Genomic DNA, 23,695 nt, shown 5'->3' with positions numbered 1-23,695 from the left:
CCGGCACCGGCTTCGTCGGAGGTTCCGGCACCGGCTTCGTCGGTGGCACCGGCTTTCCGGGCTCCGTCGGCTTCGTGGGTGGCACGGGCGAAGCGCCTCCCTGGGGCGGAATGGGGATGGCAATTGGGATGCACTTGTTGCCAGGGATCGGCTTTCCAGGCTCGCCGGGCTTTCCAGGTTCGCCCGGGATCGGCTTGCCGGGTTCACCGGGCTTTCCGGGATCGGTCGACACATCGCTATTGCCAGAGTACGGATCGACGTTGGTCGTTTCGTTCGCGAACGGCTTTCCAGGCTCGCCCGGAATCGGCTTATCAGGACCGCCCGGGATCGGCTTTCCAGGTTCCGTCGGCTTTCCGGGTGGCCCCGTCCACGGATCGCATGGCCTGCCCGACAGCGCTCCGCCCTTGGGATCCGGCGTAACGGACACGCACCAGCACCAACTCCTCGGCGGCACCGGCTTATCGGGCTTGTTCGGGTCCGTTGCCTCGTCCCCTTGGTTCGGCAGATTCGTGTTCGGGTCCGTCACCTCCGGTCTTTGGTTCGACGAATCTTGAGTTTGATTCGACCCCGAGAGCGAATCCTTGGTCTTTCCCGGATCATCGCCCTCGGATCCCGCGCACCCCACGATCATCAACATGGCTGCAACTGCAGACATTCGCGTCATTCGCATCATGGACCTCTCCCTGCGACGCGCGCACGTCCCGTGGGCCGGGTAGCGCGGTCGCTTTGCTCGGACAGGGCCTTGTGGGGTGCATTTTGGCTCACCGGAACCTGGCTCAATGTCCCTTTCCTGCCAGGGTAACTTGTTGCACCGTGAACACAGATGCTCACGGTCCCCTTCAAGCAAGTCGACGTCTTTACCGACACCGCATTCCGCGGCAACCCGCTCGCGGTGATCCTCGACGCCCGTCACTTGGACACCGCGGCCATGCAGCACATCGCAAGGTGGACGAACCTCTCCGAGACGACCTTCGTGCTCCCGCCGAGCGAACGTCATGCTGGCGCCGCAAGCTACCGCGTGCGCATTTTTACACCGACCTGTGAGCTCCCCTTTGCGGGGCACCCCAGCGTGGGAACGGCGCACGCAGTGCTGGAGGCGGGCATCGCCAAGCCGATCCTCGATGCATCGGGGCGGGGCCGGCTCGTGCAGGAGTGCGAAGCCGGGCTCTTGCCCATCACCGTCGACACCTCCGCGGGCACCGTCTCCATTCGCGCGCCGGAGGGCAAGCCGCTCCCGGATCCACCCGGCGTGGAGGCGCTCGTCAACGACGCGCTGGCCGGCCTCGCGCGCGGCCCTTTGGCGCCCAAGCTTTACGACACGGGCCCCCTGTGGTGGCTCGCGCAGCTCGCCGACGGCGCCGCGGTGCGCGCGTACGTTCCGAATCTCCAAGCCATCCGGGCGCTCACCTTGCCCACGTCGGCCATCGGCCTCGCCTTCTTCGGCTTCGAGGACGCCCCCGACCATAGCTTGGTCGTGCGCGCCTACTGCCCCGGCTATGGCATCGACGAAGATCCCGTCACGGGCAGCGCCAACGCGGGCATCGGCGCGTACCTTCTGCACGCGGGCCGCCTGCGCCCGGGCGATCGTTACGTCGCGAGCCAAGGACGCGAGGTGGGCCGCCATGGACGGGTCGCCGTGCACATCGACGACGAGGGGCAGGTCTCCATCGGCGGACACGCCGTCACCACCATCGACGGCACCATCCGCGCGTGATTCAGACCGCGGCCGGCCTTCGCAAGCCCGCGGCGACCAGGATGCACAGCACGGGGGTCGCCACCATGTGGTAGCGATCCTCGCCGAAGAAAACGGCGTGCGCGAGCGCCGTGGTCGCAAGGAGCGCCACGGGCAGGAGGAGCGCGCTGGGCCACGCGGGCCGGCCCGGAATCGGTAGCCACGGGAGGATCGCGATGGCCACCGCGAGCGGCCAGAAGCTCGGCGTCGGAAGCGCGATGGCGGCGTAGGCAAAAACGACGACGGCGGTGGCGAGGAGGCCCTGCGCGAAGACGGCGCGCTTTCCACCGCGGATGCCGGCGAGTCTTCGGGCTCCACGACGGCCGAAGGTCGGCGTGAAGGCGATGCAGCCGAGGAGCGACGCGACGAGCAAAAAGCGATGCACCGCCGTGAGGACGCCGCGTAGGTCGGCGCGCCGGGGCTCGGGCCAATCCTGCGGACGCGCCTCGTGCAGGTACTCGACGGGAAACGACTCCTGGTCGAACGTGTAGCCCAGCTTCGCCGGCACGAGCGCGAGCCAGTGCAGCGGATGGCTCCGAATCTGCTCCACGCCATACGCGAACCAGCAGCGATCCTGCTGCACTTGGCCCGTCACCTCGCGGCACCCATCGCTCGAGCGCAACGTCTCGAAGCGACCTGTCGCGCGCGGGAACGCGCCGATGGCGAGGTTCCAGCCCGCGTTGGTGCTCACCAGCGCGCAGCCGTCCATCACGCGGCAGTTGCGCGCCGTCCACGGTAAAACGGGCAAGAGCGCCACCGCGCACGCCGCCACCGCCCACGGAAGCACCCGCCGAAGCCACGCAAAGAGCCGCGGCGGCGCGTCGCGATCGACCACACGAAGCGCCAGAAAGGGCGCGACCAGCAGCGCCTGCGGACGCACCAGCGCCCCGAGCCCCAGCATGAGGGCGCCCGCCAGGATCCCGCGCACCGGCCGCGGATCGCGCACCGTCAGCCAAAAGGCCATCAAGGTCGCGAGCGCGGCCAGGGGCTCGGTCATGACCAGGGCGGAGTACAGAACGAGCCCCGGGTGCACGGCGCAGAGCGCACCGGCCAGCCGGGCGCGCCCTTCGCTCAAACCGCGGCGCGCGAGCATCCAAGTGAACACCGGCAAGAGCGACGAAACGATGGCGTTGACCAGCTGCGAGACCCACGGCGCGTCGCCCAACACGAAGTAGAAGAAGCCGAGAAAGCCGCTGTAGCCGACCGGATAGTGGCACCACGGGTGCCAAACGAGCGCGCCCGCGACGCGAACGTCGTCGGAGTAGCCCAGGCCCTGCGCGATCCGGCGGGCACCAAAGTCGTAATAGTGGCCGTCCCACACAGGCTCGCCCGCCAGAAAATGCGCAACCAAAATGCGAGGAACGAACGCCACGGCAAAGAGGACCAGCGCCGTTGCGAGAAGAGTCGGGCGGCGCTCCTCCCTGCTCGGGCTCGAGCTCACCCCGTACCCTTGCCCGCGACCGCCTCGCGCACCCGGCGCAGATAGGTCTTCTGCACCTGCGCGGGGTCGAGCTTCAAATACTTCGCCAGCTCGGCCACGAAACCACGCACATAGACGATGGCCGGCAGCGCGCCGTAGTTCTCCTCTTCGATGGCGATGAGGTGCGCCTTTGCGATCTTCGTGCGCGCGCTGATCTCGGGAACCTCGATGCCCTGTGACTCGCGCACTTTGCGGAGGAGCGCCCCCGTGAACTCCGTCTCGGGGCCGATCTCGCGCGCCAGCTCGTTCTGGAGCATGATCTGCTCGGCCGCGAGCGCAGGCCGGGTGGCGCGGGCCGCGAGCGCCTCGGGCTCGTCGGTGTCGGGGAAGGTCGAGAGATCGTAGGCGCGGCGGCGGACGGGATCGAGCAGGGTGTCGTAGGCTTCGTCGAGGCGCGCGCGCTCGGCTTTGAGCTGCTCTTCGTTCATGAGCGACGAGGTGGCGAGGCCGCCCACCGCGTAGATTTCTTTCTGCCGCTTGTACGCGCGGCGGACCTCCTCGTCGCTGGAGGTGCGGGTGATCCCCAGCGCGGCGTAGAGCGTGGGCATCTCCAGCGGGAAGCTCGATGGCGCGATGCCTTTTTCCACGCGCGCGGCCAAGAGCGCGACCACGCGGCGGGCGATGCGCTCCAGGTTTCGGGCGGCCTTGCACGTGGGGCTGTCGATGAGCAGCGGCTTGTTGCGGCGCACCGTGAGCCACACCGTGTCGTCGTGCTCGATGTACCCCAGCTCGTCCAGCGGCACCCCGTAGTGGCGCGCCGAGAGGCCGCTCATCCAGGTGCCCAGCTCCAGATCGGTGCGCACGCGCGTCTGATTGACAACCAGTTGCAAGTGCATCCGGTGTGCTTCAATCCACGCCATGGAGGCCAGCGCCCGGTCCGTGCGGATGACCGCGCGCACCAGATCGAGCGGCCCCGGGAGCCCGCCCAGATCGTTGAGCGCGCGCTGCAGCACCGGCAGGCGAAAGCGATCGCGGAAGAGGGCGCGCCGCAGACGGCGTACGAAGGCTGCACGAACGAACCGATAGGTCGCCTCGATGGCCGGGGGCTCCGGGACGGTCATTACGATGCCCACATCGGCCGCGAGCATCACGTCCAGCGCAAAATGACCGTGACCCGGGCCAACGTCGATCACCACGAACTCCGCTTGCAGCGACCGCACCTTCGCGATCCAGCGGGCTTTTCGGCCGGCGCGCTGGATCGAGGGCACCTCCATGGTGTCGTGGATGGCCGGCAGCATGCTCAGCCCCGGCACGCTGGTCGGCACCAGGGCGCGCTCGAAGCTGTGGGTGTCGTTGAGATCGAGCGAGGGTTCCCGCTGGGCGGCCGACAAGCCAAAGTGCGTGTGCAGGTTGGCGCCTGTCATGTCGGCATCGACCAGGACGACCGCCTTGCCGAGCTGGGCCAGGTAAATGGCCAAATTCTGGGCGAGCAGGCTTTTGCCGACCCCACCGCGGCCACCACCCACGGCAATGATGCGCAAGGGCGCCCGTTGACCGGGCTTTTGATCCGGGGAGTCGGATTTGTCGTCGTCCAAGTTCATCGGGAAGCGCGGGACTATATAGCCCCTACGATTTTGCTGCGACAGCGACTAAGCTTCGCCCGGCCTCATGACTTTCGCACATTTCAAGGCAGGTCTCCTCCTCGTCGCGGCGCTGGGCTCGGTGATGCGGACAGCCGCGTGCCACGGATCCTCTGCAAGTGGCGGCGCCGGCGAAACCGCCAAGGACCCGCAAACCCCGGCCGATGTCAACCTGCCGGGCGTGGACACCAGCGTGCTCACCCCCCGCGAAAAGGGGGAGTGGTCCACGTACGTGAACGAGTTCCTCTCGCCGTGCGCGGACACGCCGGTGCCGATTGCTCAGTGTGTCAAAGAGAAGCGCGCGTGCGCCAAGTGCGTTCCGGCCGCCAAGTTCCTGGTGAAGGGCGTGCGCGACGGGCAAGCGCGCGACCAGATCGAAAAGTCGTACAAGAACCGCTTCGACGCGGCCAACATCAAGAACGTGCCCATCGAGGGCTCGCCCACGCGCGGCCCCGAGTCGGCGCCGGTGACCATCGTCGAATTCGCCGACTTCGAGTGCCCATTCTGCGCCATGTTCGCGCCCATCCTCGACAAGACGGTGGAGGATAACCAGAGCCGGGTGCGCTTCGTTTACAAGTTCATGCCGCTGCCGGGGCACCCCCACGGTGAAATTGCCGCGCGCGCCGGGTTCGCCGCCTGGAAGCAGGGCAAGTTCTGGGAGATGGACAAGAAGATGTTCGCCAACCGCGAGCACCTCGAGCAGAGCGATCTGGAGAGCTACGCCAAGGAGCTGGGCCTCGACGTGGCCAAGTTCAAGGCCGATGCCGCCTCCGCCGCGGCCACCGAGCGCCTGGCCGCCGACAAGAAGCTGGCCGACGCGCTGCAGGTCCGCGGGACGCCCACCATCTACATCAACGGGCGCGAGTTCGATCCGCGCACCGCCGAATCGGGGCTGAAAGACTGGATCGCGACGGAGCTCGCGATGAACGGCATCGATCCCAAGGCGCCCGCCGCCGCGGCGTCGGCGCCGGACGCTTCGACCGCTACGCCTGCGGGCGCCCATTCCGGACGCGCCGTGGACGCCAAGAAATGAGAGTCGTCGTCGACGGCTGTGGTTGTTTTCCCACCGGACGACATTACGCAGGCATCGCGCACCTCCTTCGCGCCGTCGTACGCGGCTTGGCGGAGGAGTTTGCGGGCGATGGATCGTGGTCCGAAATTCCCATCGCCGTGATCGACGTCGAGACCACGGGCCGCGATGCTTCGGTGGATCGGGTGGTGGAGGTCGGCGTGGTGGTCGGGCGCCATGGCGAGGTGATCGCCCGCTACAATTGGCTGATCAACCCGGGCGTCCCCATCCCGGAAGAGGCGCGCCAGGTCCACCATATCAGCGACGACGACGTGAAGGACTCGCCGCGCTTCCACGAGATCGCGCACGAGATCGCGGCCGCGCTCGCGGGCTGCATCCCGGCCGCCTACAACGCGGCGTTCGACCGCGCCTTTCTGGCGAACGAGTTCGCGCGCAGCGGACCGCAGGCGAGCGCGGGAGGCCCCGAGTCGAAGCAAGCCCCCGCGCTGCGCCGCGACGTGGACTGGATCGACCCGCTGGTGTGGGCGCGCGAGATTCACAAGGAAGAGAAGTCCAAGGCGCTCGGTGAGGTCGCGCAGCGCCTGGGGATCGCGCTCGAGAACGCGCACCGCGCCAACGACGACGCCGAGGCCGCCCTCCGCGTCTTCTACAGCCTCGCCAACGATACGCGCGTGCCGCGCACCTACGGCGCCATCATGCAAGAGCAAAGGCGCCTCGCCTTGCTCCAGTCGGACGAGCGCCGCTTCTGGAAGAACTGATGCGCGCGGCGACCCTGGGCGGTTGCATCGCGGTCGCCGCCGTTTTCGCCGGGCCCTCGGCCTTCGCCGCCGATGGCCCGGATGCCGCCGAGCATGAAACGGCGCGCCTGGTCTACCAAGCGCCAGACGCCCCCGTGTGCCCGGACGAATCATCGTTCCGCAACTTGGTGGCCGCGCGACTCGGCTACGATCCCTTTCGCCCCGACGGGCGCCACGCCGTCACCGTGAAGCTGCAAAAGGAGCGCGGACGGATCCGTGCGCGCGCCGAAGTGCGGCGGGCGGGCCCGGCGCAGGGATCGGGCCGCGAGCCTGGCGGGGCGCCGCAGGCGGCGGGCGCGCGCGAGCTGGCGGGCGAAGCGTGTGAGCCGCTGGCCGCGGCCCTTGCAACGACGGTGGCGATGGCGCTCGATCCGGTGCGCGGGGCGTCGGGCGAGACGTCGCTGCCGCCCTTGCCCAATCCGAAGGCCGAGACGCCGCCGGCCGGGCCGACCGTCGTCTTCATCGAGCAAGCTCCGGGATCGCAGCCGCCGCAAGAGAACCCCGCGCCGCGCGAGTCCGCGCCGCCGCGCGAATCTTCGTCCGCGCGCGCAGCGCCGCCGCCGCGTGAAGCGCACGCTGCGCCGGGCGAGCGCGTGGCTTTCGTGGCGTCGGTGGGACCGGTCGCCTCCTTTGCGCTGGCGCCGGCGCCGACCTTTGGCGGCGCCATGGATATCGGGTTTCGCTACGGCGCCTTTTCGCTCTCGGCCGAGGGCCGGGTGGAGTGGACGCCGAGCACGGCCACCGTCGACTCGGGCGATCGGGTGGAGGCCACCGTGTACTCGGGCGCGCTGCTCCCGTGCGTGCACTTCGGTGGATGGCTCGGGTGCGCCGTCGGACGCATCGGTGCCTTTCAAGGTCGGGCGCCGGACGTGGTGCGGCCGAGCCTTGGCACATCGACCTTCGGCGCCGTGGGGCTGCGCGGTGGGTATGCGCTCTCGATCACGAAGATCGTGGCCATTCGCGCCGCGATCGAGGGCGCGCTGCCGCTGGTGCGCACCACGCTCAAGATCGACGGCACCGGGGTATGGACGGCACCGCCAGGAACCGCTGGGGTGGACCTCGCGCTCGTCGTTACCCTACGATGAGCCGTGACGATGATCCGCGACGGCGCCAGCGAACCGTCCCGTGATGGAAGCGCGCTCCCCGCGACAATGCAGGAGGCAGCGCCACCTTCCACGCACGGACCGGCACCCGCGGTCCTCTCCGCGACGTTTCGAGCCATCTTCGAGTCGGAGTTCGGCTTCGTATGCCGATCGCTCCGCCGCCTGGGCGTGCGCGAGGCCGATCTTCAAGACGTCGCCCAAGAGTTGTTCGTAACGGTTCACCAACGCCATGGCGAATACGACCCTTCCCGTCCCCTGCGCACATGGCTCTTCTCGTTCTCCCTCCGCTTCGCCGCCAACTACCGCCGGCTGGCGCGCGTCCGCGGACACGTCTCCGACGATGTGCTCGAACGCCGGCCCGCGTCACGAAGCGAAGATGGCGAGGCACGCGATCTGGTGCTGCGCGGGCTCGAGGCGCTCGACTTCGATCGGCGGACGGTGATCGTGATGTGCGATCTCGAAGGCTTCGCCGCCCCGGAGGTCGCCGAGCAGCTGGGAATCCCGTTGAACACCGTTTACTCGCGCTTGCGCTTGGCCCGGGAAGATTTCCGGGAGGCCATCGCCCGGCTCGACAACCGAAACGGCACGAGGAGCGCGCCATGAGCGACGAAATCGAGTCCCTCGCTCCGGATCTGGCGGCGCTCTTCGAGCGCGAGAAGCGGGCCTACCAGGACGATCCTGCCCTCAAGGCGCGCATCCTCTCCCACGTCGAATTGGCCGTGGCCCTCGGCGGCCTGCCGCCCGGGGGCGGACCTGCGCCGGGCGGCGGAGACCCGTCCGGTGGCGGAGACGCGCCGGGCGGCGGACCTGCGCCTAGCGGCGGACCTGCGCCTAGCGGCGGACCTGCGCCGGGCAGCGCATCTCCAACGGCCGCGGACGGCGGCCCAGGTGCGGCACTCGGCGGCGGGGCGGCACTCGGCGGCGGGGCACTCGGCGGCGGGGCACTCGGCGGTGCGGGGGCCAGCGGCGCAGGGGTCGGCGCCGTCGCAGCAACGGCAGGCGCACACATGGCCGGCGTTGGCCTTCGCACCTTGGTCGCCGCGACCGTATCGGCCTTCGTCGCCGGAGGGGCGGTCGGCGGCGTGGTCGTGAAGAACGAGATCGCAACGCATCCCACCGCCACGGCCACGGGCGAAAAGGTGCATCTTACACCTTCCGCGCCCCCCACCCCGGCCGCCTCCGCCGCGTCGAGCGACCCCGCCGCGCCGGCCGAACCGCCCGCATCGACCGAACCACCTCCCACCGAGCCCATAGCCTCCCTGCGCCCGCCGACGAACGCGCCGCGCGCCGAAACGCAGCCCGCCGCGCCACCCGCCGAGGTACGCGGCGATCTCACCCGCGAACGCGAGCTGCTCGACGCCGCGCGCGCCGCCATCGCGCGGGGACGTCCCGAGGATGCCCTCACCGCGGCGGAGCGTCATACGCAAAAGTGGCCGCGCGGCTACCTCGTCGAAGAACGGGACGCCGTGCTCGTGCAGGCGCTCGCCCTCGCAGGCCGCCGGGACGAGGCTCGCCGCCGCGCGGAAGCTTTTCGCAAGAAGTACCCGCAGAGCATCTTGCTGCCGACCATCGATAGCGCGCTCGCCGCTCCTCCGTGACGGATTCGCGTTGCCCGTGACAATGCTCGATCACCGGGAGGGGAGCCAATGGACATCCTCACCGTACGACCTGCACGAGGACGCAACATGAACCGAACTTGGATAGCTTGCCTCTTGGCCTCGACCATCACGGCCTTGCCCTTATCGTGCACCACCGCACAGGATCTGGGCGACCGTCCGCCCGGTGGAGGCGATGGGGATGGAGGCCCGCCCGGCACCGACGGAAACCCTCCGGCGCCGATGCGCGTCTTCTTTACGCGCACGTCGTACTCCTCCAATTTCCAATTCGAGGCGAAGCGCCCCGGCGGCATGGAAGGAGGCGATGCTCTGTGCCAGCTCGCCGCCGACGGCGCGCGGCTCGGTGGAACGTGGGCGGCGTGGCTCTCGGATCGAAATATCGACGCCATCGATCGCATCGACAACGACAGCCCGTGGTGGACGGTCACGGCGCAGCGCACGGCCCAACGAATCGCATTTCGCGATCGCGCGACCATCGGTACCCGGCCGCTGGAACCGCTCACGGACGAATACGGCATGCCCGAGGCGTACTTCGTCCCCGACCATTGGTCCGGAACGCTCGAGAGCGGGCGCGGGTCCGGACAGGACTGCTCGTCCTGGAGCGTGGCCTCGACCGGCGCGGACGCTTGTGCGTACCGGAAACGTCTCCTTTGCTTCGAGCAGAGAGCCTCCCCGCGCAAGCGCGCGTTCGTCACCTCCGCGGCGTTCCGCGGTAATTTCGCGAGCCAGACCGGCAAGATGCTCGAGGAAGCCGACAAGCTTTGCACCAACTCGGCCAACGCGGCGAACCTCGGTGGCCACTGGCGCGCCTGGATCTCCGACTACCAAGCAACCCCCCGGCTACGCGCGTACGACCGCCTCGCCACGCGCGCCGATTCTTGGACGCTCGTCGACCGGACCACCGTCGTCGTTTCGTCGAGGGCACAGCTCCTCACGGGGCTGGAGCACGCCATCGATCGCGATGAATCGAATCGCGAGGTGCCCGCCGATACGCACGTGTGGACCGGCACCTACCCGAGCGGAGCGCCCACGGAGAACCATTGCCGCCGGTTCGCCTCGAGCGACCCGAACGAGAGCGGCTACGCCGGCATCGTTGGCCAGCTCGCAGAGGGCAAATGGACGGCGGCGGGGGTCAAATCGTGCGACAAAGAGGCCCACCTTTATTGCTTCGAACAATGAGCGGCTCCTGACGGAAATTCGCCCCGGACGACAACTCCGCTCTCATGAACTGCATGAATCGCATGACCTTCATGGCCCTCCGCGCCCCGCGGCCAACGCGCGCGCACGCCCCCTTCGCGCGCGTCTTCCTCGTCTTCGTTTCCGTCTTCTTCGCCGTTTTCTTCGTCCTGCCCTTCTCGAGCATCCCCGCGATCGCGCGCGTCGCGCACGCCGATCCCATGGTGCGCGTCGACACGAACGGCTGCTTCCCCGCGTGCCGCTCGGGCTACGTCTGCTCGCCGCATGGCCAGTGCGTCAGCCGATGCAATCCGCCCTGCGGCGCCGGCGAGAAGTGCCTCGCAAACGGTGAGTGCACCCTCGCTTCGCCGGCGACCTCCACCGCGTCCCCCGCCCGCGCGAACGATGGCACACCCGCCGCCGATCCCTCCGCATCGTCACCCGCGCCCGCGGCGCAGCAGCCGCGCGACGAAGAGTCGTTCGCGCGCGCCGGGCTCCACATCGGGCCGCTCTTCCAAAGCTCGAACTCATCGAGCGCGTCGGGTTTTCTCAGCGCCTTCCAGGTGCAACTCGGAGGGCAGCACGCCGCGGTGCTCGGCGCGCGCGCAGGCGTGGTCTTCTACGAGAAAACGACCACCCCCGAGGTGGGCCTCGATCTCGGATACCGCGCGCGCTTCGGCAAGGCCGACGGGGTCCGTGGCGGCCCGCTGTTTCTCGTGCAGCCGCAGCTCTGGTTCGGCAACACCACCGGCATCCACGTGGGCGGAGCTCTTGGCGGTTTCATCGAATACAAGCAGCTGGTGATTCAGATCCCGGTGGGCGCCGGCGCCGCGCGATCCTTCGAACAGTATGGCCCCTCGAGCAAATGGACGGGCGTCTTCACGTTCGCGCCCACCGTCGGCATCCAGTTCTGAAGGCCGTAGGAATTGCGCTCCGAAAGCGTAGGAACTGCGCGCAAACTGCGCGCGTAGAGACGGTCGGAACTTTTGCGCTGGACCTCGACTCCTGCCTGGCGCTCGTTTGTGCTTTTCACTATGCTCCTGACGCGATAGGTCATCCTGCGCGTGCCCTAGTTGTACGAACATGGCGCGACGCGACTAAACCCTGCCGGAGGCCGCCGTGTCCGAGAAGGTCGAACTGAAGGTCAGCGACACAGTGAAGTTCGAAGCCCCCATCGTGGTGGGGAGCGAGAATGAAAAAGCGATTGACATCGCCAATTTGAGGGCCAAAACCGGCCTGGTCACCATCGACCCCGCGTACATGAATACGGCCTCGACCAAGAGCGCCATCACGTACCTCGACGGGGAAAAGGGAATTTTACGCTACCGCGGCATCCCGATCGAAGAGCTCGCTGAGCACTCCACCTTCGTGGAGACCAGCTATTTGCTCATCTACGGGCACCTCCCCGACAGGGCAGAGCTGACTCGTTTTTCCACTTTGCTCACGCGCCACTCCCTCATCCACGAGGATATGAAGCGCTTCTTCGACGGCTTCCCGTCGACCGCGCACCCGATGGCGGTCCTCTCGTCGATGGTCTGCTCGCTCTCGAGCTACTACCCCGACGCGCTCGATGTGGACAACAAGGACCTCATCGACATCACCATCGCGCGCCTGCTCGCCAAGGTCCGCACCATCGCGGCGTTCGCGTACAAAAAGTCGATTGGCCAGCCGTTCGTCTACCCGAAGAATTCGCTGCGTTACTGCGCGAACTTCCTGAACATGATGTTCAGCGTTCCGGCCGAGCCCTACGAGATCGATCCCGACATCGAGAAGGTTCTGAACGTCCTTCTCATTCTGCACGCGGACCACGAACAAAACTGTTCGACATCGACCGTGCGGCTCGTCGGCAGCTCGAAGGCCAACCTGTTCGCCTCGATTTCGGCAGGCATCTGCGCGCTCTGGGGCCCGCTTCACGGCGGCGCGAACCAGGAGGTCATCGAGATGCTCGACTCCATCCAGCGCGACGGTGGAGACGTGAGCAAGTACATCGCGATGGCGAAGGATAAATCGTCCACCTTCCGCCTCATGGGCTTTGGCCACCGCGTCTACAAGAACTTCGACCCGCGCGCGAAGCTCATCAAGGCGTGCGCCGACCAAGTGCTGGCCAAGAAGGGCAACGATGCCCTCCTCGACATCGCCAAGGGCCTCGAGGAAGCGGCGCTCAAAGACAGCTACTTCGTCGAGCGCAAGCTGTACCCCAATGTCGACTTCTACTCGGGAATCATCTACCGCGCGCTCGGCTTCCCGACCAACATGTTCACCGTCCTCTTCGCCCTCGGGCGCCTCCCCGGTTGGATCGCCCACTGGAAGGAAATGATGGACGATCCGCAGACGAAGATCGGCCGCCCGCGCCAGATCTACACGGGCCCCACCCTCACCCCGTACGTCCCCATCGACCAGCGCAAGTAACCTGCGAACGTAAAGCGCCAGCGCGCAACGGCGGGCCTCCGAGCCCGCCGTTTTCGTTTTGTGCGCGATTCGTTTCGTGGCGATTCGTTTCGTGCGCGATCAGGTCCCCAGGATCCACTCCATCAGCAGATCGCCCAAGAACAGGTACTCCAGGATCCCCAAAATGAGGAACGGCCCAAACGCAATGGGGGCCTGACCGATCCCCTCGGGCGCCTCACCCAGCGGATCTTCTTTGAGGAGCGCGCGCGCCTCTTCATCGCCTTCGGCGGCGGCGCGTTGGAGCTCCTCGCGGTCCTCCTTGACCGCCTGCGGCTCGTCGATGCGCCCGCGCACCAAATAGACGACCCCCGCCCAGAGGGCGCCCTGGATCGACCCCGCAAAGAGAACGAAGAGCGTGGCCGGAAAGATGCCGAACCACGCGGCCGCGAGCGCCAAGAGCTTCGCATCGCCCAGCCCGATGCCCGCGCGCCCGCGCACCGCCTTGTAGATCACATGGAACGGCAGCCATATGCCCACGAACGCGACCGCCGCCGAGATGCCGGACTCCAGGTACGAGCTCCCGCGGTAGGGCGCGGTGACGATGCCGAGCAAGGCCCCACCCAGGGTGATGGGGTCCGGCAAATACATGTATTCCGCATCGATAAAGGCGGCCGCGAGCAATCCCAGGCCCAAGGTCAAATCGACCAAGTAAACGATCGCGGCCGTGCCGAGCGACGAGTCCGCGTGAAGCGGGCGCACCAAGAGCTCGAAGATGGCGAGCGAGAGCGCTGCGGCGAGCACCTCCACCAGCGGGTAGCGCGGGCTCACCTTCGCGCCGCAGCATCGCGCGCGACCCCGCAAGATCAGGTACGAGAGCACGGGCACGTTGTCGTAGGCCGCGATGGGGGCCTCGCACGCGGGGCAGCGGGATCGCGGGCGCACGATGGAGAGCTCGCGTGGCACGCGGTAGATGACCACGTTGAGAAAGCTCCCCCAAAGGAGCCCGAAGACAATCACGCACGTCCGGGAGAACCCGAGGGGGATTTCGTTCAACGTCATCCGGGCAACATGTCTATCATGCGCCGCGATGCTCCTCGAGATCAGCCCGGATCATCCGGAACCCCGCAAGATTCGGCGCGCCGTCGAGGCGCTCGAGGCCGGCGAGGTGATCGGGTACCCCACCGACACGGTGTATGGCCTCGGGTGCGACGTGATGAACAAGCGCGCCGTCGAGCGGCTCTATGCCATCAAGCAGATTGACTCGTCGCACAAGCTCGCCTTCGTCTGTCCCGATTTGAGCGAGATCGCGCGTTACGCCATCGTCGAAAATCAAGCGTACCGTATTCTTCGCCACTACCTGCCCGGACCCTACTGTTTCGTGCTGGAGGCCACGCGCGAGGTGCCGAAGCTCATTCAATCGAAGCGCAAGACGGTCGGCATCCGCGTGCCGAACCACGAGGTGATCCGCGCCATCACCCGCGAGCTCGGGAGGCCGGTCATCTCGACCACGGCGCAGCGCGCCGGGGAGGATCCGTACATCGACCCGCGGGAGATCCGCGATACATTTCACGGCCTCGCCTTGGTGATCGACTCCGGGGCCGGTGGGATGATCCCGAGCACCGTCATCGATTTGACCAAGGTGCCGCCCGAGGTTTTGCGGGAGGGCGCGGGCTCCACCGAAGATTTCGTCTGAGGGCGGTCCACGTTCCACCCGCGCGCGAGCGCCGCGCGGTGCGCCTGCTTCGCCCAACCGACCGCCTCCACGAGCGCCCGCTCGCCGTGCGACGAGGCCCCCGCGAGCCGCCCGGCGATGAGCGATGCGAGCACGCACCCCCCGCCGTGAAGCACCAAACCATCGATGCGGCGAGCACGGAACCGATGCACCGTGGCCCCCACAGAGAGCACGTCGATGGCATCACGGCCCTCGAGGTGTCCTCCCTTCACCAAGACGGCGCGAGCCCCCATCGCACGCAGCTGCCCGGCCGCACGTACCGCGTCGTCCACGGTTCGAATGCGCGAGCCGGTGAGCACCTCCGCCTCGGGGGCGTTGGGCGTGAGGAGGGTGGCGTGGGGGAGCACCCCGCGCAAAAAAGCGTCGACCGCCGTGCGATCGAGCAGGCGCGCGCGCCCGCGGGTGGCGAACATCACGGGATCGACGACGGCGGGGATGTCCAAATGCGACGCGAGCAACCGCCCGACGGCGCGCACATTGGCGATGCTGCCCAGCGCCCCCAGCTTGAAGGCTCGAACCCTCTGATGGCGAATCACTTCGCGCGCTTGGGCGAGCACCTCCCGCGCCTCGAGGGAGCGCACGCTTCGAAGGCCGCCGGTCGATTGCACCGTGATCACCGCCAAGGCGGCGCAGCCGAACACCCCCGCGGCGGTGAAGGCCCTTAGATCGGCGGCAATCCCCGCGCCGCCTCCGGGATCGAGTCCACCGATGGCGAGGGCGCAGGGTCGAGAATTCACGCGTGCAGGCATGGGCGCGACATTGACACCTTCGCGTTCGTCCTGCTACCTGAGAAGCTCCATGCGAGCGTGGCTCACGGCGGGTGCAGCGAGCGTCGCCCTCACCGCTTCGACGATTCTCACGCCGGGCTTCGCAGGCACCGCGCACGCGCAATGCGTGGACGATGCTCTGAAAGAGGAGCTGGTCGGCGGGCGGCATTACCGCGGCGTGCAGGAGCGACTCTTCACCAAGGCGTTCCGGCACGAACTTTCCGGCATGGGAGGATATTACGCAGCCGACCTGTATTCGTCGAATTGGGTCGTGGGCGGCGCGTACACCTTCCACTTCTCCGAGGACTTGGCGCTGGAGGCCAGCGTGGCCTTCACCCGCTTCCGCACCTCGGTGACCGACAGCTACGAGCGTCGCTATCCGCAGGTGCAGGTCGAGGACCGCACCGACAAACCCGGCCGTCTCTATTTCGGGCACCTGGTGTGGTCATTTGCCTATGGGAAGCTCCGCTGGATGGGGGGCGGAATCACCCGATTCGATTTCAACGCCGCGATCGGGGCAGGCCTCACTGACGATACGACATCGCGCGGCATCACCGGCAGCTTTGGGCTCGGGACCAAGTGGTACTTTGGTAAGTGGTTTGGCGTCCGCCTCGACATTCGCGACCATATTTTGAAGGAGGTGCTCGTGGGCGAAGAGCACCTGGTCAACGACATCATCGTGACCATCGGGCCCAGCATCTTCTTCCCCTTCGGCGGCTGAAAGGGCACCATCGGGGACGATGAAGAAGCGCGCCGTGTGCCTAGGGCTCCTTGCCGCGAGCACGGCGGCCGCGTTCGTACTGGCCGCGCCGTTGGTGCTGGCGGCGCCTGCGAGCCCGGCGTCCCCGGGCGCCCCGGGTTCTTCCGGTGCGGCGGCCGAGCGGGTCGACCATCCGGCGACGCAGCTCGCGTCCAAGCTGTCGCCTTTGAACCCGCCGGCCAGCGAAATGCCGCCTCCGTTTTCGGCCATTGGGGCGGGCGCGGCCGACGGAGGCGTGGCCGGCGATGGGGGCGCACCCGGCGAGCGCGATCCCAATGCGGAGGCCGTCGATCACGACCAAGTGCTCTTCGAGATCGCCAAAGACCGCGCCCGAGCGCCGTCGGCTGCCAATCAGCCGCCCGCGCAATGGCGGCTGGACGACGTGAAGACCCGCGTGGCGGAGGCGGAGGAGCTGCTCTACTCGGGCAAGGTCAACGAAGCCATCGTGCGCTTGTCGGCCATGATCGAGCACCCGCGCTTCGAGGCCTTCGCCGAGGACGACGCCGGACGCGCGGCCGTCTATCTCTTGGGCGACGCCTATGCGACCGCCGGAATTTACGAGGCGGCGCGCACCAACTTGCGGCGCGTCCTCACCACGCGCGGCGCGTGGAACAACCGCGGCACGTATGCGCGCCGCGCGGTGCGGCGTTTGGTCGAAATGGCCATCGAGGGGCAGCTGTTCGCCAAGGTTTCGGACGATCTGCGCGCCGTCCCGGCGCAGGCGCCCGAGGAGACGCGCGGTGAGATCGCGTACCTGACGGGTCGCGCCAGAGAGGCGGCGGGGGACCCCGAGGGTGCGTTCGCGGCCTACGGGCAGGTCACGCAGCGCTCGCGGTTCTGGGCGCAGGCCACGTACCTCCAAGGGCTCATCGCGGTCGAAAAGGGCCGGTACAAGGAGGGCGAAAACCTCTTTTGCAAAGTGGCCGACCCCATGCGCCAATCGCACACGACCCGCGTGTTCGCGGACGAGCACTATTTCGCGGTGCGCGATCTGGCGCGCCTCGCGCTGGGGCGCGTGGCCCACGAACAGTTTCGATTCGACGACTCGCGTTACTATTACTACTTGGTGCCGCGCGACAGCGATCGCCTCGCCGAGGCGCTCTACGAGGCGGCCACCGGCCGCTACGAGAAGAAGGACTACCAGGGCGCGCGGGAGCTGCTCGACGAGCTCCGAGCGCTGCGCGTGCACCACGCCTACGAGGACGAGGCGTGGATCCTCGATGCGTACGTGGATCTTGCACAATGCAAGTTTCCGGAGGCCGACCAAAAGCTCATCACGTTCATCCGCCGCTACGAGCCGGTGCGTGACACGGCCCGCCGCACCATGACCGACGAACGCGCCATGCAGTCCATCGTCACGGCCGCGCGCTCCGGCACGGACGCGGGCCCCGCCGCCACCATCGCCGCGCTCCTTCGCATCAACCCGACGTACGGCATGCTCACGCGCAAACGCGCCGTGCTCGATCGCGAGACGCGTGGCCTCACCGCCAGCGCGCCGCTGCAATCGCGCATCGACACCGTGCGCCGCGAGATCGCACAAGCCGAAACGGAGCTGGCCAAAGACGCCCTCGGCCGTCTCGATCGGCGCCTCTCGCGCTTGCTCCGGCGCGCGCGCCTGGCCCGCATCGAGTCCGTCCTCGGCCGCAAGCGCGCCCTCGAGGTCGAGATCGAAGCCATCCAGAGCGGCATCCTCCCCCGCGGCGCCCTCGACTCCCTCGACGCCGCCCGCTACCTGCAAGACAACGAAGAATACTGGCCCTTCGAAGGCGACGACTGGCCCGACGAGTTCGTCGGCGGCGAGGGTCCGCGGTGAGAAAGATCGCTCGCGTAGGGACGGTCGCGGCCGTCTTCGCCCTCCTCGCCTTGCCCGCCCCGCTGCGCGCGGCGCCGGGCCGGGAGACCGTAAAAGCTGCCGCCGAGCGCTCCGTTCAACCCAGCTCCTCCGGCTCCTCCACCCCAAACCTCCCGCGGGGGGGGAGGGAGCAGGGCCGGCGCTCCGCGATCCCCGTCATCAAAGGGACGCGCGTACCGGACGCCATGCGCGAGCAATTGCGCGCATCGCTCGAGGCCCGCATCGACCGGAACCTCGCGCAGATCAAGACGCTTCGGCAGGAGGCGCTCGGGCTGCTCACCACCTTCGTGCAAGAGTCGCCGCGCGATTCGGCGGAGATGCCGGAGGCCCTGCTCCGCTTGGGCGAGCTGAAATGGGAGGCGGAGCGCGACGCGTTCATCGCCCGCTTCAAAACCTGGGAGACGCGCCCGCCGGACCAACGCGGCCCCACCCCGGAGCCCAATTACCAGCCCGCGCGCGAGCTCTTCGGCCGCGTTTTGCGCGATTACCCCGCGTTCACGGACTACGATCTGGCGCTCTACGTCGATGGCTTCTTGGCCACCGAGCAGGGCAAATCCGACGAGGCGCTCACCCGGTTCGAGCGCATCTTGAAGGAGTACCCCCGCTCGCGTTTTACGCCCGACGCGCACATGGCGAAGGCGGAGTCCCTCTTCTACGGCAAATACGATTATCCGGGCGCGCTGGCCGAATACGAGCAAGTCCTTCGCTTCAAGAACAGCGATCTCTATGGCCTCGCCCTCTTCAAGAGCGCCTGGTGCCACTGGCGCATCGGAAACAGCGACGAGGCCGCCCGAAGGTTCGTCAGCGTCTTCGAGGTGACCGACACCCGCGGCAAAGCCGCCACCACCGCCCAGCGCAAACAGCTCGACGAGCTCCAGGGCGAGGCGCTCAAGTACTTGGTCGAGGTGTTCACGGAGGACGAGCGCAACACGGCCTCCGACGTCCACGGCTTCCTCACCAAGATCGGCGGCGAGCGCTTCGCCGGGAAGGTCGTGCGCGCGCTGGCCGAGACCTTCTTCGACCAAGCGCACTACGAGCGCAGCATCGAAGCGTACGAGCTCCTGCTCAAGCTCGAGCCGACCAGCCGCGACGCAGGCCTCTGGGTGCTCCGCATCGCCGCGTGCTACAGCATCATCGAGGACTACCCGAGGCTCCGCGCCACCTACGCCCGCGCGCTCACCGGGTACACGGCGGGCAGCTCGTGGGCGAAGAGCCAGACCGATCCCCAAGTGGTCGGCTCCACCACCGCCGCCATCGAAGCGCAGCTCCGCGAGCACGCCGTGAACCTCCACGGCAAAGCGCAGCGCGACAAAACGAGCCGGGCCGAGTTCGAGGGCGCCGCGGGCCTCTACGAAGTTTATTTATCCCGTTTTGGGTCCTCGCCCACCGCGTATCAAATTCATTTTTACCTCGGCGATATTTACTTTTACCACCTCGACAAAGACACCGACGCGGCCACGCATTACATGCTCGCGGCCCGGCGCATCCCCGACGCGGAGGCGCAGCGCGAGCCGCTCAAGACGATGCGCCACGACGCCATCTACAACGCGCTGGCCGCCCTGGAGCGGGTGCGCTTCGCGGAGCTCGATCGCCGCAAAAAGACGGGCGGCGCGGCCCAGGAGAGCGAGGCGGACAAAAAATTCGCCGAGGCCCTCGATCTGTACGCGCAGCTCTATCCGAACGATCCCGCGCTGCCGGAGCTCTTCTTCCGACAAGGAAGGCTCTATTACGACAATGGCGTCTACGATTCGGCCGTGAAGATTTGGGGCGCGCTCCTCGAAAAGTTCCCCCGCAGCCAATATGCGCATGGCGCCGGCGAGCTCATTCTCGATTCGTTCAATCGCTCCAAAGATTACGAGAACATCGAGACGTGGGCGCGAAGGCTCAAAACGGCGCCCGCGTTCCAAGACGCGCAGACGCAGCGCAAGCTCGACGCGCTCATCGTGCAGGCGGTCTTCAAGCAGGGCGAGCAGAAGGTGGCGGCCGGCGATCACGCGGGGGCCGCCAAGGCATACCTCCGCGCGGCCCGGGAATTTCCGCGCGATCCGCGGGCGGCGCAGGCCTGCGTGAACGCGGAGCTGGCGGCGCAGAAGGCGGGCGACTTCGGCACCTTGAAAGAGGCGGCGGTGCTGGTGACGGGGCGCGAGTACAAGGACAAGCCCGAGTCGCCGCTGGGGGCGTGGACGGCGGCCACCACCTTTCAATCGATGGGGCTCTACGCCGAGGCGGCGGAGTTCGATGAGACCATCGCGTCCTCGAATACGCGCGAGTATCCGAATTACCAGCGGTTCGAGCACACCAAAGACGCCGCGCACAACGCGGTCGTGCTCCGGTCGGCGCTGGGGGAGAACGACAAAACGGTCGCCAATGGCAATCGGTATTTGGCGCAATATGGAACTACGTCCGACTCGGACGAGGTCGTATTTCTCATGGGTCAGGCGCATCAAAACGCGGGGCGCCACCGGGAGGCGACGGAGCTTTACCATCGCTATTTGTCCAAGACGAAGAACTTGGATCACCGGGTCCAGGGTTACGTGCTCCTCGCGCTGGCGCAGATTCAAATGCGCGACGAAAAAGGCGCCGGCGAATCGTTGAAGAGCGCCGTCGCCCTCGGCAAACGCCACAAAGGCGAGCTCGGGCCCGATGGCCGGTATGCGGCGGCGCGGGCGCGCTACCTCGAAGGGGAGCGCATCTTGAATCGATTCGACAAGATTCAGATTCAAGGCGATACGAAGCAGCTCTCCTCGCGCTTGAAGGAGAAGGCGGAGCTCTTGAAGCAAGCCTCCACCGTCTTTTTGGACACCGTGTCGCTCGGCGTGGCCGAGTGGACGACGGCCGCGCTTTATCAAATCGGGCACGCGTACGAGTCGTTCGCCAAATCGCTGCGCGAGGCGCCGGTGCCCCCGAGCCTCTCGGCCGCCGACAAAGAAGTGTACAGCCAGCAGATCGAATCCTTCGTGGTGCCCATGGAGGAGCGCAGCATCGACAGCTACGAGACGGGGTGGAAGAAGGCCCTCGACTTGGGCATCTACAACCGATGGACCGCCAAGATGCGCGAGGCGCTCGGACGGCTCAACGGCGAGCTCTATCCCCCGCTGCGCGAGACCGGCTTCGACGTGCGCACCGTGTCCGCGGCGCCATTTCCGCCGCTGTTCGAAGCGCCCCGGCGAGGTGAGAAATGATGCGCAGCGCGACCCGGACCGCGGCGGCCATGCTCACGTGCGCGTGCGCGCTGCTCGCGGCGTGCGGAGGGTCCGCGCCGCAGAAGGTGGCCGTCGCCACGAGCGCCAAGAAGGTGGTGCCGCCGCCCCAGTCGTCGGCGGTCACCAAAATGGTGCAGGGGACCCTGGCGGCCAAGGAGCCGAGCGGGCGCGAGCGCGCGATCCAGCTCTTTCGCGAGGCGATCGCGCTCGATCCGAACCTCTGGGAGGCGCACTACGATTTGGGCGTGGTGATGGCCGGCGGCGGCGATCTGGCGGGGGCCGAGGACGCCTTGCGCCGATCGGCCAAGCTCGCGCCCGACGCCATCGAGGTGGTGATGGCCTTGGCCGAGGTCGAGCGCCGGCGCGGCGAGAACAAAGAGGGCGCGGAGATCCTCGGGGACTATTTGCGTCGGCACCCGCAGTCGCCCGATATCCAAGCGCGGTACGTGGCGGCGCTGCGTGACTCCGGACAGCTCGACAAGGCCATGTCGCAGGCGCGCGATCTCCTGGTGAAGCGGCCCGGCGATGCGGCGGCCCTGGCGGAGCTCGCGCTCTGCCACCTCGCCAAGGGCGAGCGCGACATGGCGCAGCTCCTCACGCAACAAGCGCGCACCGCGAACGCCAAGAGCGCGGTGGCGGAGCGGGCCACGGGCCTGGTGCTGCTCGCGGCCGGCGACGACGCGCGCGCGTTCGCGGCGTTCGCCAAGGCGGCGCAGTACGATCCGCAAGATACGACGGCGCGGCTCAACATGGGCAGCGTGCTGTTGCGCGCGGGCGCATACGCCAAGGCGGAGGAGCAGTACCGCGCCATTTTGGCCGTGTCCCCCGAGGACGGCGACGCAAAGATCGGCCTCGCCGCCGCGCTTCGCGGTCAGGGGAGCCGCGAGCGCTCGGGCAAGTGGGACGAGGCGCGCTCGGTGCTGGAGGGGCTCTTGGCGCGCGAGCCGCACAACGTGGCCGCGCTGTTCAACCTGGCGGTGCTGGACATCGAATTTTTGAAGCGCCCGGCCGACGCGCGGCCGCTCATCGTGCGCTTTCTCTCCGATGCACCTGGCGATCACCCTGCCCGCGCCGAGGCCGAGCGCTACTTGGGGTTGCTGAAGGAGACCGCCAAATGAAGCGGGTGAAGCGAGCGAAGTGGGTGCTCGGGTTCGTGCTGACCATGGCGGTCACATTGGGCGTGCTCGCGCTCACGTCGGCCGTGGGCTCCGCCCAAACGCGCCACAAAGGCGGCGCGGGCAAAGGTGGAAAGCCGCGGATCACCAAGCCGGTTCGCGAGACCGCGACCAGCGCCGACACGGTGGATGCATCGGCACCACGAAGCGCCCCTGCCGCCGTCGTCGGACGTGAAACGCTCGGCGACGCGGGCGTGGTCGACGTGAAGACGCTCGACTCGGGCACGAAGGTGCTTCGCTTTGGCGAGCTGGAGATCGAAGGGCGCCTCCGCAGCCCGCAGATCGTCTACTTCCTGCGGCGCGTACGGGCCGAGTTCGCCGCCGAGGATCTCGGGCACCGCAGCTTTCTGCGCGAGCTGTCCGAGACGCGGCGCGATCCGAATTTTACGGGCGAGTAGAAGCGGCGCGAATCGACGTGTAAACCAAGGCGAATCGAAGCGCTCGCGGCGCGCGGCATCGCACGGAGATCGAAGCATTCCCGCTTCGTGCGGGCCTGGATGTTGCTGAAACTTAACGCGAGTTCATGAAGCGCGAATCCCTTACGAACACCACACCGACTTTCTCACGTACTTACCGCGCCAGCGCGCTCGCAGGATGGCGCGCGCTCCTTCACGATCGCCGCGGGGTCTCGACGGTCGAATACGCACTTCTGCTCGTCGCCATTTTGCTCTTGGTTGCCATGGGATTCCGCGCGCTTGGCGGTGTCACTGGCAAGTCGGCGACGAACGCCACAGCGGTGCTCATGGGCGGCAATGCACCGCCGCCCGGTAACGGCGTTGGCACGCCGGGCACGGGCAATGGACAGCCGGGAAATGGCACGGGGACGACGGATCCGGGTGGACGCACGGACCCCCCCGGACCCAATGACGTTCCCCGCGATCCGGGCAATCCGCCGGGGACGAACCCCACGACCAACAACCCTGTCGTCACCGATCCCAACACGGCCGTCTTCTGGTCGGGGAACACGGATGGTGTCGGCGGCGCGCAAGTCTCGAGCGACATTGCCGGGGGCTACGGCGCGGTCACCTTGGGCGACGTGCTCAAGCAACGCGGGATCCCCACCCCCGCCGACGACGACTGGAGCCCCGCCGCGCAGAAGTTCTGGACGGATAAGTCGCGCGAGTTTGCCGAGGGAGCATCGGGCACGGTTCGCGTGGTGCTTGGCGAGAACCGCCGGCCCGGTAACATTTGGGATACGGTGGAGATGCCGACCTTGAAAAATAACCCCAACGTGACTCAGATCATCGCCATCGATCCGAAGACGAAGAAGGAGACGGTCATCTACACCCGACCGTAATCGTCAT

19 protein-coding genes and 2 pseudogenes are annotated in these 23,695 nt (G+C 67.6%); 16 read left to right on the top strand and 5 right to left on the bottom strand.

Translation table 11 applies throughout. The annotated features are described in order from the left end of the window. Positions 1–13: 13 nt before the first annotated feature. Positions 14–358 (bottom strand): annotated as a pseudogene (locus LZC94_48080) (hypothetical protein). A 465-nt stretch (positions 359–823) separates the two neighbouring features. Here LZC94_48080 and LZC94_48075 point away from each other — a divergent pair. Beyond that, positions 824–1,714 carry a PhzF family phenazine biosynthesis protein gene (locus LZC94_48075; protein ID WXB15565.1) on the top strand — a complete coding sequence of 297 codons (891 nt, stop codon included), beginning with the start codon at positions 824–826 and terminating at the stop codon, positions 1,712–1,714. 1 nt (position 1,715) lies between these two features. Here LZC94_48075 and LZC94_48070 read toward each other — a convergent pair whose 3' ends face one another. Then, a complete protein-coding gene (locus LZC94_48070; protein ID WXB15564.1) occupies positions 1,716–3,173 on the bottom strand; it encodes a glycosyltransferase family 39 protein in 1,458 nt (485 codons plus the stop codon). Next, on the bottom strand, positions 3,170–4,753 hold the full coding sequence (locus tag LZC94_48065; GenBank protein ID WXB15563.1) for a helix-turn-helix domain-containing protein: 1,584 nt from the start codon (positions 4,751–4,753) through the stop codon (positions 3,170–3,172). Before LZC94_48065 ends, LZC94_48070 begins: the two co-directional genes overlap by 4 nt. 67 nt (positions 4,754–4,820) lie before the next feature. Here LZC94_48065 and LZC94_48060 point away from each other — a divergent pair, with 67 nt between their 5' ends. From LZC94_48060 to LZC94_48025, 8 genes are all read left to right on the top strand, one after another. Further along, a complete protein-coding gene (locus LZC94_48060) occupies positions 4,821–5,825 on the top strand; it encodes a DsbA family protein (GenBank protein WXB15562.1) in 1,005 nt (334 codons plus the stop codon). After that, positions 5,822–6,580: a 3'-5' exonuclease gene (locus LZC94_48055; GenBank protein ID WXB15561.1), complete on the top strand. Its 759-nt coding sequence runs from the start codon at positions 5,822–5,824 to the stop codon at positions 6,578–6,580. Before LZC94_48060 ends, LZC94_48055 begins: the two co-directional genes overlap by 4 nt. Then, on the top strand, positions 6,580–7,704 hold the full coding sequence (locus tag LZC94_48050) for a hypothetical protein (GenBank protein ID WXB15560.1): 1,125 nt from the start codon (positions 6,580–6,582) through the stop codon (positions 7,702–7,704). Before LZC94_48055 ends, LZC94_48050 begins: the two co-directional genes overlap by 1 nt. Positions 7,705–7,713: 9 nt before the next feature. Continuing rightward, positions 7,714–8,325, top strand: coding sequence for a sigma-70 family RNA polymerase sigma factor (locus LZC94_48045; protein ID WXB20333.1), 612 nt, complete (start codon positions 7,714–7,716; stop codon positions 8,323–8,325). Further along, positions 8,322–9,320, top strand: coding sequence for a hypothetical protein (locus tag LZC94_48040; protein ID WXB15559.1), 999 nt, complete (start codon positions 8,322–8,324; stop codon positions 9,318–9,320). The genes LZC94_48045 and LZC94_48040 overlap by 4 nt, the downstream gene beginning before the upstream one ends. A gap of 87 nt (positions 9,321–9,407) precedes the next feature. After that, positions 9,408–10,517: a DUF1554 domain-containing protein gene (locus LZC94_48035; protein ID WXB15558.1), complete on the top strand. Its 1,110-nt coding sequence runs from the start codon at positions 9,408–9,410 to the stop codon at positions 10,515–10,517. Positions 10,518–10,570: 53 nt separating this feature from the next. Beyond that, positions 10,571–11,428 carry a hypothetical protein gene (locus tag LZC94_48030; GenBank protein ID WXB15557.1) on the top strand — a complete coding sequence of 286 codons (858 nt, stop codon included), beginning with the start codon at positions 10,571–10,573 and terminating at the stop codon, positions 11,426–11,428. Positions 11,429–11,633: 205 nt separating this feature from the next. Then, positions 11,634–12,923: a citrate synthase gene (locus LZC94_48025; protein ID WXB15556.1), complete on the top strand. Its 1,290-nt coding sequence runs from the start codon at positions 11,634–11,636 to the stop codon at positions 12,921–12,923. A gap of 99 nt (positions 12,924–13,022) precedes the next feature. Here LZC94_48025 and LZC94_48020 read toward each other — a convergent pair whose 3' ends face one another. Further along, the gene (locus LZC94_48020) at positions 13,023–13,961 is read right to left on the bottom strand and encodes a prepilin peptidase (GenBank protein ID WXB15555.1); all 939 of its coding nucleotides are present in this window, start codon (positions 13,959–13,961) and stop codon (positions 13,023–13,025) included. A gap of 28 nt (positions 13,962–13,989) precedes the next feature. Here LZC94_48020 and LZC94_48015 point away from each other — a divergent pair, with 28 nt between their 5' ends. Next, positions 13,990–14,595, top strand: a complete 606-nt coding sequence (locus tag LZC94_48015; GenBank protein ID WXB15554.1) for a threonylcarbamoyl-AMP synthase — start codon at positions 13,990–13,992, stop codon at positions 14,593–14,595. A gap of 65 nt (positions 14,596–14,660) precedes the next feature. Here LZC94_48015 and LZC94_48010 read toward each other — a convergent pair. Further along, a pseudogene (locus LZC94_48010) lies at positions 14,661–15,383 on the bottom strand (hydroxymethylpyrimidine/phosphomethylpyrimidine kinase). 49 nt (positions 15,384–15,432) lie between these two features. Between LZC94_48010 and LZC94_48005 the strand changes: the two are divergent. The 6 genes from LZC94_48005 (at position 15,433) to LZC94_47980 (ending at position 23,688) form a co-directional block, all read left to right on the top strand. After that, on the top strand, positions 15,433–16,122 hold the full coding sequence (locus LZC94_48005) for an outer membrane beta-barrel domain-containing protein (protein ID WXB15553.1): 690 nt from the start codon (positions 15,433–15,435) through the stop codon (positions 16,120–16,122). 19 nt (positions 16,123–16,141) lie between these two features. Beyond that, on the top strand, positions 16,142–17,974 hold the full coding sequence (locus tag LZC94_48000) for a hypothetical protein (GenBank protein ID WXB15552.1): 1,833 nt from the start codon (positions 16,142–16,144) through the stop codon (positions 17,972–17,974). Continuing rightward, a complete protein-coding gene (locus LZC94_47995; protein ID WXB15551.1) occupies positions 17,971–21,195 on the top strand; it encodes a tetratricopeptide repeat protein in 3,225 nt (1,074 codons plus the stop codon). The genes LZC94_48000 and LZC94_47995 overlap by 4 nt, the downstream gene beginning before the upstream one ends. Then, positions 21,192–22,334 (top strand): tetratricopeptide repeat protein, encoded by a 1,143-nt coding sequence (locus LZC94_47990; protein WXB15550.1) that lies wholly within the window; start codon positions 21,192–21,194, stop codon positions 22,332–22,334. Before LZC94_47995 ends, LZC94_47990 begins: the two co-directional genes overlap by 4 nt. Next, positions 22,331–22,789, top strand: coding sequence for a hypothetical protein (locus LZC94_47985; GenBank protein ID WXB15549.1), 459 nt, complete (start codon positions 22,331–22,333; stop codon positions 22,787–22,789). Before LZC94_47990 ends, LZC94_47985 begins: the two co-directional genes overlap by 4 nt. 125 nt (positions 22,790–22,914) lie before the next feature. Next, positions 22,915–23,688, top strand: coding sequence for a hypothetical protein (locus tag LZC94_47980; protein WXB15548.1), 774 nt, complete (start codon positions 22,915–22,917; stop codon positions 23,686–23,688). The last annotated feature ends 7 nt before the right edge of the window (positions 23,689–23,695 follow it).

The organism is Sorangiineae bacterium MSr11954, assembly GCA_037157815.1.
Lineage (GTDB): Bacteria > Myxococcota_A > Polyangia > Polyangiales > Polyangiaceae > Pendulispora > Pendulispora albinea.
This window is presented reverse-complemented; position numbering and strand designations above follow the sequence as displayed.